Raw genomic sequence first — 10,635 nt, forward strand, 5'->3', positions numbered from 1 at the left:
CTAAACGTCATCAACTAAATAGTGAAAAATATCTATCCTATCTTCTAGAATGTCTTCCAAACGAGGAAACTCTCGTAAACAAAGAGGTTTTAGAGGCTTATTTACCATGGACTAAAGTTGTACAAGAAAAGTGCAAATAAGAAATCTCCAGATTAGGAACTATCCGTGAGTTCTCTAGTCTGGAGATCTTTCAATATACTTCGTTATTGGGCGGTTACCAGCCTTCATGTATGACTTTATTAATCATTTCTTGCTTTAAATCAGGAGAATAGTAACGATTTTTTCCTTTTTTGACGAACTCTATTCCGTAACGATCAATCAATTTAATCATGTACCTAATATTAGAATTGTTTATCCCAAATTTATTTGAAAGCTTCTCTAAGCTATATCCTTGTTTTCTAAGTTCATAGATCTGAACTTTATCATCATAAGTTAATTTCATAATAAAAATACCCCAAAAGTTAGATTTTGTCTGTCTAACTTTTGGGGTGCAGTTCACCTAATATTATGCGTTTTTTCCTATTTTAAAGACTTTTATCCACCTATTATACAAAGTTAAATATCCATCACAGTTTACCATTAGCCTTCATTACTTAACCCATTCGCCATTATAGTTTAAGTAGTAACCACCTACTGTGGTATTAACAGCTAAAGCACCTGAACCATAGGCATAGTACCATTTACCATTGACTTGGAACCAGCCTGTCTTCATATCTCCATTACTTGCATTTAGGTAGTACCAAGTTGAACCATCTTTCACCCAACCAGTAGACATTGCACCTGATGAACGAAGGTAGTACCAACTGTTACCAACATAAGCCCAACCTGTCTTCATATCACCATTTTGAGCATCTAGATAATACCAAGTTGAGCCATCTTTCACCCAACCAGTTGCCATAGCACCTGATGAACGGAGATAGTACCAGTTATTACCTAGATATTGCCATCCTGTTTGCATTGCAGCAGTTGTTGGATCAAGGTAGTACCAAGCTGAACCATCATTTATCCAACCTGCACGTCTTTCACCACCAATATAGTTTTCTCCATTAATTTCTGTTTTAGCTAGATAATACCAGTTAGACTGATCATAAAGCCAACCTGTCTCTAAAGAATGATTCTGATTAAAGTAATAGTTCGTGTAATAACGCTTCTCTTCTTTATCTTCTGAATCTTCACGTTTTTCCCCGTACTCTTTTCCAACACTGTCTTTTGTTTTAATCTCTAATGCTTTCCAGCCAACAAATTCTTGTAGTACCCCATCTTGTCCAAAATAGTACCACTTGTGTTGAAGGCCGATTTCATTAACTGGTTGGTTATCTAATAAATCATCACGATAACCTGTTCCAGGAATTTCTAAGTATTGCCATCCAACTACCATTTCTCCTTTATCACCAAAATAGTAAGTTTTTCCGTCTATTTTATGCCAATAGATTGCTTTATGAGCATCTTTTACATAATATTTTCTATTATCCTTATCAACAAATTGGCCACCTGTGGTATCCGCAAAAACAGTATTTGTAGCTAGCAAACCAAAGAAAAATGCTGTCAGTCCAACTTGCATAGTTTTTTTCAAAAGTTTCATTTATATGTCCTCCAATATTAAATCCACTCACCAGATGAAGCAAAATTATAAACTTTACCATCGATAGTTTGGCTACCTGTTACCATAGCTCCACTTGAGTTAAGATAATACCAGTTTCCTCCTACTTTTATCCAACCTGTTTTCATGTCTCCATTAGTAGGATCTAGATAGTACCATGTTGAACCATCTTTATACCAACCAGTCTTCATATCACCATTTTTATTATCTAAGTAATACCATCTGCCTCGTACATTTTTCCAACCTGTTGCCATTGAACCAGAGGTTCCCAAATAATACCATTTTCCATTTACTTTTTGCCAATCTGTAAGCATCTTACCAGAAGCATCTAGATAGTACCAAGTATCATCTATTTTCTGCCAACCCGTTTGTTTATCATGTTGTTTATAATAGTACCAACTGCCACTTAATTTTTTCCATCCTTCAAGAGAATATCCTTTAAGTACTGAATAAATAAATGATAAATTCTGTTCATTTAATTTTACTGCGCTATTAACTTGGTTAGCTTCATCTCCCAAAGTATGTACTCCGACTACACGGTGACTAGCATCATAAACAGCAGATCCACTTGATCCCCCCAAAGTATCAACTTGATAATTCAAAAAAGTACCATCATCACTTAAAACTTGTTTTTTATCTGTATACATTTGATGAATTCCAAAATCATATGATGGATATCCTGTAATCGTCACTGGTGTTCCAGCCAAATTTTTCTGACTATTTGGAAGCCCCAGTGTTCCCAATTTTGCGCCAACAGGCTCTTCTAGAATTAATAGAGCCAAGTCATATTTCGATGCATCTCTAGAATTTAAAGTTCTAAATTCTTTCAAATAACGAACTTCCTTAACCTTGATCTTTCCAAATGGTTCCTGATCTGGACTAGCTGCTGGAAGTACATAAATAGCATCCGCTTCTTTTCCATATTTATGACTGTAGAAGTTATGAGCTGCTGTAATTAAAACATTATCTTTAATAAAATTCGCGCTTCCTCTTCCTTCTATATTCGTTCCATTGGCTACACCATTGTACTCAGACAAAACCATAGCTGAAGTTGAATACGGATATTGTAGAGTATTATCAATTTTAACCAAATCATCATTACCGATAATTACTTCTGATTGATTTTGGTAATATGAACCATATGTTGGCGAAATCTCAGGAAGTGAAAAATTATTAGTTTCTGGACTTTCCTGTAATGTTTCACTCACCTCATATTCTTCACCTGTACTAGAAATAACAGTCAAAGCAGATACTGTCGACAACTGGCTAGCCAATAAAGTACTCGCAATAATTGAAATACCCAATTTTTTATAAAACGTTTTCTTCATTATTTTTATCCTCCTAATGTGATTATAGCATACTATTCTAAATTTCTCAATCTACTATAGAATCAAGAAATCTATCACCTTCTGTAAATACCCTCCATTATCACATAAACAGGTAAACTTTTCAATTAATGACTGCGCTTTTCAATCACGATAGAGGTACTTGCTTGCTTCTTTGATACTAAGTTCAGCCATTCTTTCCTTGTTTTTCTCAATAAAGCATGTTACCCAAGTTGGATTCGTTTTGGAGTAGTCTCGCAGAGTCCAGCCAATGGCTTTATTGGTAAAAAATTCTGTTTGGTTCAAGTTATGAAGGAGAATCTTTTCCATTAATTGAGTATTGGTCTTCTCTTTTCTTAATAACTGGTGGTCAATAGCGACGCGTCTCAACCAGATATTGTCTGACAGGCTCCATTGGAGGGTTATTTTTTCCAGTTCCTGCTTCTCATACACCAAACTCCCTACTACTCGATCTAGGATATCCACCGTATCCCACCAAGACTTGGTAACAACCAACTGCTCTAGCTTAGGCAAATCGCTGTCCTTTAAATAAGACTGCATTGCTTTCAAATAGTTAGCAGCCACATACTGGTATTCTCTAGATTCTTTTTCCCAGCAAGTATCTGCAAAATCCCAATCGATAATCTTTGTTTTTTCGCTTCTGGAAAATATTTTTATAGAGTTTATTTCTTTCAGGCACCGCAATACCTAGAAAAGAAAATTGATGGCGCATATGGGCTTCCATGGGTCTTGCTTTTTAGAGTCTTTTGCTGCTTCTAGCTCCTCAAGTAAATCTGCTAAACTCATCTAAAACTCCTCATGCCCCACCAAGTGGTGCTGAAAGGCATAGACCGCTGCCTGGGTGCGATCGCTGACCTCAAGTTTGGCAAGGATATTGGACACATGGGTCTTGACCGTCTTAAGAGAGATAAAAAGTTCATCAGCGATGCGCTGATTTTCGTAACCCTTGGCAATCAGTTGGAGAACATCTCGCTCACGCGCAGTTAGGTCCTCATGAAGTTCCATGTGATTTCGGTGATATTCGACCTTCTTGCTGACCTCTTGCTCAATGGCCAGCTCCCCAGCAGCCACCTTACGGACGGCATGGAGTAGTTCGTCGGCACTAGAAGTCTTGAGCATATAGCCCCTAGCACCAGCATTTAAGACAGGCATGATTTTTTCATTGTCCAAGTACGAAGTTACAATCAAAATCTTGGCTTCAGGCCATTCTTTAAGGATAGCCAAGGTCGCGTCAATTCCATTCATCTCAGGCATGACAATATCCATGACAATAACATCTGGACGCAATTCCAATGCCAAGTCAATACCTTGAGACCCATTTGCAGCCTCGCCCACAACTTCTACATCGTCTTGGAGGTCAAAGTAGCTTTTCAAGCCCAATCGGACCATTTCATGGTCATCTACCAGTAAAATTTTCATCTTTACTCCTTTATCATTCCTTATCGAGCAGGGGAATACGAATATCAACTGCCAGTCCTTGCTTGGGAGCTGTCAATAACTGAACCGTCCCTGCCATATCTTCAACCCGCTCCTTGATATTGCGTAGTCCATAACTCAGGTCGTCTAAACTCCCTAACTGGAAACCAATCCCATTGTCCACCACCTTCAGCTGCAATTCAACATCTGTCTGATAGAGATAGACATCCAGACAAGATGCCTGGGCATGGCGAAGGGTATTGCTGATCAACTCTTGCAGAATACGGAAGATATGCTCCTCGATTTTTTTAGGCAATTTCGTCACATTTTGCTTGAAACTAACCTTGAGATCACTCTTATCCTCAAGCTCTTTTAAAAGGATTTGAATTCCTTCAACCAGACTCTTCTGCTCCAGCTCAACTGGTCGCAAATGCAAGAGCAAGACCCGTAAATCCTTCTGGGCAGTTTCTACAATAGCTGTGACACTCTGCAACTGGATCTGCATCTTTTCTCTATCCAATTTCAAAGCCTGTTGACTGACACCTGACAAAATCATGTGAGCCGCAAACAACTCCTGACTGACGGTATCGTGCAAATCCCGAGCAATTCGCTTCCGTTCTTTCTCGATGATTTCCTCTTCCTGAGCAAGGCTGTGATTTTCAGCCTTTTGAAGAGCTTCTGTCAAAAGGTTAAGTTTACCTGACAAGGACTTGAAACTGACATCCAAATCTGGATCTGCAACTTGAACCACTTCTTGCCCTGCCAATAAACGCTTGAGATTAGCCTGCATTTTTCTTAGAGAAAGCTCTTCAATACCTCGCCAAAATAGGGCTAAGAGACAGGTCATGGACATGCTGAACACCAACAACAAAAAGACAAATTTTTCTGTTTTTTCGACATCATGCAAGAAAATAGACCAGTCAAAATCAAGGATTTCCATCAAGCTGTGGGAGAAAAACAAGACAAATAAGATGGAGGTGAGAACAATGATTACATAGGCTTGTTTTTTCATCCTCTGACCACCTCCACATCCCCAATCATAGTAGTCAAGAAAATCTTGACACTCTTGTTACTCTTGAGATAGTCTCTTGTTTCTTGATGATAGTGTTCATTGCGAAGGGCTCGCTTGGGCTGATTGAAAAAATTCAAATCCCCATAGAGACAGTTAACGCTAAGGCTGACTTCCACATCTACAGGTACAATGATTTTGGTCGTTCCTACCATCTTTCTGAGGATAATGACATTGTCATGATTGGTTAGAATCACCCTCTCCAGATGAATGGTGTCCTTGCCCATGAGACGAAAGAGATTGATATCATCAAACTGGCAAGTTTGATAACTTGAAAAATGATGGAGATTGCCAAACCAACGATTTTTCTCCTTCTTAACCGTCACAACCTCTTCAAAAACCAAATTTGTCTGCTCTTTTTCCTGGTTCATCATCGGGTAAAGAAGAAAGAGACTATAGATGACCGCAACAAAAATAGCTAGAATCACAAAAGGATTGAGCATGACGATGAAAAAGAAGAGAATGCTTGCCACCACTAAAAGAAGATTATTGCCCTCTTTACCAGTGTAATAGCGAATCAAAAGCAAAAAGAGGAATAAAATCAGCAGAAAACGTGAAAAATGCTCTGAAACCATCAAAATCAGAGCTCCCGTCAAAAGACAGGCTTCGATAAATAAAAAGATTTTAAATTTTCTCATAGGTTGATCCTCTCCTTTCTATTTTATCACACTTCAAAAAAGTCACCTCAGTCTGAGGATGGAAAAAAGGCGGTGGTCACGCCTTTTTCATCTGATCCTTTGCTTCTTTTAATTTTCCATAAAGAAGATAGTCTACTTTTTGCAAATCTGCTATGGTGGCACAATTAAGAGCACACATAATCAAACGCAGATCGTCTTTCCAGCCTTGAACAATACCAATCACTTCTTCAACTGAATAGGTTTCAACCAATTCCAGAACTGTTCGTGACAGTCCTACAGCTTTGGCACCAAAGACCAAACACTTAATCATATCCAGCGGATTCCGAACGCCTCCACTAACCAAGAGTTCGACCTTGTCTTTCCATTCTTGGGCGTTGAGTAGGGCCTGCACGGTAGACTGTCCCCATTGATTGAGGTAATCACGCTGGCCACTGCGACGGTTTTCGATATAGGCAAAGCTGGTGCCACCACGACCTGATAAATCCACTGTACGAACACCCAGTTCATAGGCTCTCTCGATGGTCTTGGCATCCATTCCAAAGCCCACTTCCTTGAGAACAATAGGAACAGGAATTTGCTGGCTATAGTCTGCCAGATGCGATTGCCAGCTTCTGAACTTCCTTTCTCCCTCAGGCATAAGCAATTCCTGCATGACATTGACATGCACTTGCAGGAGAAGAGGATGCATCTCTTCTACAGTCTGAAGGCCTAACTCGACAGGCTTGTCCAATCCAATATTGGTTCCAAGGAGGAGATTGGGATGACTAGACTTGACAGAAAAAGAGTCATCTGCTGGATCTTTGAGTGCTGCGCTATAAGAACCCGTTACAAATAAAATACCACAGGCTTCTGCCACTTGAGCCAACTTTTGATTGATTTCTTTACCTTTTTCACTCCCACCTGTCATGGCATTGATATAAAAAGGAAAATCCCACTTTCGACCAGCAAACTCTGTCGACAGATCGATTTCATCCAGATTGTAAAGAGGCAAGGAAGAATGAAGCAGCTCCACCTCATCAAAGCTATTATAGGAACTTTTCTGCTCAAGGGCATAGCGGATGTGCTCATCCTTACGATTTGTCGTCATGTCCTATCCTTTCTTGGTATAAGAGCTCAATCCCCAGATCGGCCCAACGGTTTTTTAGGGTTTCAGTTGATTGCTCATCAAAACTCAAGGCAATACCACAATCACCACCACCAGCGCCACTGCTTTTGGCAACGGCTTGCAAATCTTGACTGGCTTCTTTCAGCTGTCTAAGCGAAGGCGTATAAATATCTGCGCTCAAGCCTTCTAAGAGATTGCTGGCTGTTTCCACCTGCTCAATAACTTTTTCGGATTTCCCCTGCTCCAAGGCTTCTACCAGAGAAGCCACTGTTTCTTTTGAGGAACTTAAAAAATTCTGATTGATATTTTGCTTGATTTGTTGAACCATATCACTAGATACAGCCACTTCCTTGGTCCATCCCACTAGGAAATCACATTCTAAAGTTGGTTTCACTTGTGAAATTGAAAAGTCCCAATCACGCTCTAAAACAGTCGCCAAATTTTCTTCTTTCAACCAAGCTGCTACCTGCTGGCGATCAAATGACTGGTAAAGAACCAAATCCTCTGCCACAATACAGGCAAGGTCCCCCATAGACCCATTGTCTCCGCGCTTGAGCAAGACAGCGCTAGCCAGCTTGAACAAGAGCTCCTGATCAACCGAAAGCTTATACAGAGCTAGCAGAGCCTTGATGACCAAAACAACGACGCTACCGCTAGAACCTAGACCAAACTTTTTCCCTTCCCGTTCCATTTTTCCTCGAATTTCTAGAGAAAAATGTCTTAAAGTTTGACCTCGATAAGTCAGGAAATCTTCCACTAAAGCAATCGTTTCTTGAATCAAGCTGTAGTCAGAATTTGGCGCCAAATCTACTGCGAAATCAAACAGATCTGAATAAATACGGTAGCTGTCAGAAAAAGCAATATCGCCCTTCATATAGATGGGAATGGCCTTTATCAAGGCCAACTGTCCGGGCTCTAAAATAGCATATTCACCTGCCCAATAGAGCTTTCCACAAGTTTTAACAGCAATCATCTTGACTCAAATCCTTTGTTTTTGACACAATCAAGCGGTAACGTTGACCGAAGATTTTTGATAAATGCTCCAAGTCTTTCTCTTGACAAAGAACTTTGACATTAGGACCGGCATCCATAGTAAAGTAGCAGGCCTCTCCTTGCTCGCGAAGTTGACGAACAAAGTCCATCGCTTCATAAGATGAATCGGTCAGATAAGAAAAGGCTGGTGATGCTGTTTTTGTCGTAGCGTGCATAGCAAGAGCATTTTTCTCCGTTAATTCTCCAATCTTGGCAAAGTCATTTTCCTTGAGATAAATCAGCATATCCTGATAGTCCTTCTCAGACTGACGAACCCAGTCGTCAAAAGTCGTCGAAGTCTCCACACAAAGTTTCATCCCGTCACGGCTAGAGATTGGTTTTTTCTTGTCCTCTAGCACCAACATGATCATAGCTAGTTTCAAGTTTGTCTCTACAGGGTAAATTCCCCCACTATCCTTGTCCCAGGCACCTAGTGGTCCATAAAAACTCCGAGAAGAAGAACCTGAGGCAAACTTAGCCTCCTGTGCCAACTGACTCCGAGACAAACCAAGCTGGAAATAAGCATTACAAGCCTTGACCAGGGCGGACAAACCACTAGAACTTGAGGACAGGCCCGCTGCCGTAGGCATATTATTTTGAGTATCGATACGGACAAAGCCCTCACCAGCTGGACGATAACGGTCAATAATCTTACTCATCTTGGCATGCTCGACCTCATTTTGTAGCTGAGCATTGATGTAAAATTCGTCAGCTGTTACATTGGCTGGTAAAGGCGACAAGGTCGTCTCTGTATACATATTTTCCAAAGTTAGAGAAATACTGCTAGTAGCAGGCACTATCTCTTTTTCTTTTTTCTTTCCCCAATATTTGATAATAGCAATATTTGCGTAGGAACGTACTGTTACAGGCTCTCTATCCATGTCTGAACAGCTCCTTTCTCTTCTAATCTTTCTGCTAATTCTTGTGCGTGTGTCAAATTATCTGCCAAGGCTATAATACAGCCTCCTAGCCCACCACCGCTCATCTTGGCACCCAGAGCACCATGGCTAAGAGCCGTTTCAACCAGATGGTCTGCCTCAGGGCTACTGACCCCAATTTCTTTTAAATGTAAATGCGCTTGACTGAGGATTTGTCCCAGTTCTTCAGCATCTTTTTGTGAAATCGCATCCTCTGCCTGCTGGGTCAATTCTCCCAAGGCATGCAAAAATGGTAGGGCATCCTTGCCCTTATTTTGAACCACTTGGATGGCTTCACGAGTATGACCATAAACACCCGTATCGGCAATCACCAAATAGGCGGATAAATCCATCTCAAGTTCTGTAAATCCTACGTTCTTGATAAAGCGAATAGGTTGGTCACTGAGACAGGTCTTAGCATCCAAACCACTAGGATTCATATGGGCAATCATTTCAGCTCGATTGACCAAGATTTCTAGTACATCATGAGGCAGATCGGCCTGATAGTAGTCAAATACCGCACGAATGGCCGCTATGCTGATAGCCGCTGACGAACCCATCCCCCGTTTCTCAGGGATAGCCGAGTCAATCTCACAACGAATGCAGGCTTCTGTGATATCCAAATACTCCAGTGAGGCATAAACCGCCATGGACAAGGTATCCTCCTCATAAAGGCGCCAAGGACTCTCTGCAGGAACTACCTTACAGGTCACCTCCACCTCCAAAAGAGGCAGGGAAATGGCAGGATAACCGTAAACGACCGCATGTTCCCCTATTAAAATTATCTTACTATGTGCCTGACCGACACCAACTTTTTTTGTCATTTTTTCCTTTTACTAGACGAAAAACGTCTTATTTTTCATACAAGTATTAATTCTTTCCTATCTATTTTATTATATTTTCACAAAAAAAGCGATTGTTTCCATTCACAATCGCTTCTTTCATTATTGAACCCATTCGCCATTATAGTTGACAGAATAGCCATTTACAGTCGTATTCACTGCCAAGGCACCTGAGCTATAAGCGCGTAGTACCATCTGCCATTGACCTGGAACCAACCTGTCGTCATAGAACGACGAAAGAAACTCCATACCGTTAAGTAAAGAGGAAAGTCGTGAGGGAGCATGCGCCATTGACAACCTGTTTTAGTGACGTACAAAGTCTCATTAACAAGTACTCGTTTCGGCCATTTATAGGTGCGGTGTTTGGAGAAATAGGGTTCAATCTCCCAAGAGGCATAGGGGTGCGCATAATAGATATGTTCCTCAGAAAATACATCAGACAAGCGGTTAAATTCTGTACCATTATCTGCCGTGATGGACAGAATCTTGTCTTGTTTTAAGATGAGTTTTAAAGCCTGATTGACCGCCTCAGCACTTTTATTTGGAATCAATCGGATAATTTGATGCCTAGTCCTTCAATCAGTTAAGAGCAGTAAACAATAATTTTTCACTCTTGTAAGCAGAACCGTATCAATCTCATAATGGACTAAGATCAAAAAACATCTTATAA

9 protein-coding genes and 5 pseudogenes are annotated in these 10,635 nt (G+C 40.5%); 1 reads left to right on the forward strand and 13 read right to left on the reverse strand.

The genetic code is table 11. The annotated features are described in order from the left end of the window. Positions 1–140, forward strand: a pseudogene (locus tag HT703_RS12045) (IS66 family transposase); the annotation flags it as partial. 77 nt (positions 141–217) lie between these two features. Here HT703_RS12045 and HT703_RS00005 read toward each other — a convergent pair. From HT703_RS00005 to HT703_RS00065, 13 genes and pseudogenes are all read right to left on the reverse strand, one after another. After that, positions 218–442 (reverse strand): annotated as a pseudogene (locus HT703_RS00005) (IS3 family transposase); the annotation flags it as partial. Between the two features lie 147 nt (positions 443–589). After that, the gene (cbpJ, locus tag HT703_RS00010; protein WP_000771147.1) at positions 590–1,582 is read right to left on the reverse strand and encodes a choline-binding protein CbpJ; all 993 of its coding nucleotides are present in this window, start codon (positions 1,580–1,582) and stop codon (positions 590–592) included. Positions 1,583–1,599: 17 nt separating this feature from the next. Next, positions 1,600–2,643, reverse strand: a complete 1,044-nt coding sequence (locus tag HT703_RS00015; protein WP_202795742.1) for a serine protease — start codon at positions 2,641–2,643, stop codon at positions 1,600–1,602. A 426-nt stretch (positions 2,644–3,069) separates the two neighbouring features. Beyond that, positions 3,070–3,732: pseudogene (locus HT703_RS00020) on the reverse strand (DNA alkylation repair protein). Further along, the gene (locus tag HT703_RS00030; RefSeq protein WP_000698415.1) at positions 3,733–4,365 is read right to left on the reverse strand and encodes a response regulator transcription factor; all 633 of its coding nucleotides are present in this window, start codon (positions 4,363–4,365) and stop codon (positions 3,733–3,735) included. A 13-nt stretch (positions 4,366–4,378) separates the two neighbouring features. Beyond that, positions 4,379–5,374, reverse strand: coding sequence for a sensor histidine kinase (locus HT703_RS00035; RefSeq protein WP_000743691.1), 996 nt, complete (start codon positions 5,372–5,374; stop codon positions 4,379–4,381). Beyond that, entirely contained in the window at positions 5,371–6,069 is a 699-nt protein-coding gene (gene liaF, locus HT703_RS00040; protein ID WP_001224643.1) for a cell wall-active antibiotics response protein LiaF, read from the reverse strand. The genes HT703_RS00035 and liaF overlap by 4 nt, the downstream gene beginning before the upstream one ends. A gap of 76 nt (positions 6,070–6,145) precedes the next feature. Continuing rightward, the gene (fni, locus tag HT703_RS00045) at positions 6,146–7,156 is read right to left on the reverse strand and encodes a type 2 isopentenyl-diphosphate Delta-isomerase (RefSeq protein WP_000210663.1); all 1,011 of its coding nucleotides are present in this window, start codon (positions 7,154–7,156) and stop codon (positions 6,146–6,148) included. Then, positions 7,140–8,147 carry a phosphomevalonate kinase gene (locus HT703_RS00050; RefSeq protein ID WP_000562398.1) on the reverse strand — a complete coding sequence of 336 codons (1,008 nt, stop codon included), beginning with the start codon at positions 8,145–8,147 and terminating at the stop codon, positions 7,140–7,142. Before HT703_RS00050 ends, fni begins: the two co-directional genes overlap by 17 nt. Further along, a complete protein-coding gene (mvaD, locus tag HT703_RS00055) occupies positions 8,134–9,087 on the reverse strand; it encodes a diphosphomevalonate decarboxylase (protein ID WP_000373448.1) in 954 nt (317 codons plus the stop codon). The genes HT703_RS00050 and mvaD overlap by 14 nt, the downstream gene beginning before the upstream one ends. Further along, positions 9,069–9,947, reverse strand: coding sequence for a mevalonate kinase (mvk, locus tag HT703_RS00060; RefSeq protein WP_000163312.1), 879 nt, complete (start codon positions 9,945–9,947; stop codon positions 9,069–9,071). Before mvk ends, mvaD begins: the two co-directional genes overlap by 19 nt. A 284-nt stretch (positions 9,948–10,231) precedes the next feature. Next, positions 10,232–10,348, reverse strand: a pseudogene (locus tag HT703_RS12050) (transposase); the annotation flags it as partial. Then, a pseudogene (locus tag HT703_RS00065) lies at positions 10,349–10,635 on the reverse strand (IS30 family transposase); the annotation flags it as partial.

This window comes from Streptococcus sp. 3874, from assembly GCF_013276425.1.
Taxonomy (GTDB): domain Bacteria; phylum Bacillota; class Bacilli; order Lactobacillales; family Streptococcaceae; genus Streptococcus; species Streptococcus pseudopneumoniae.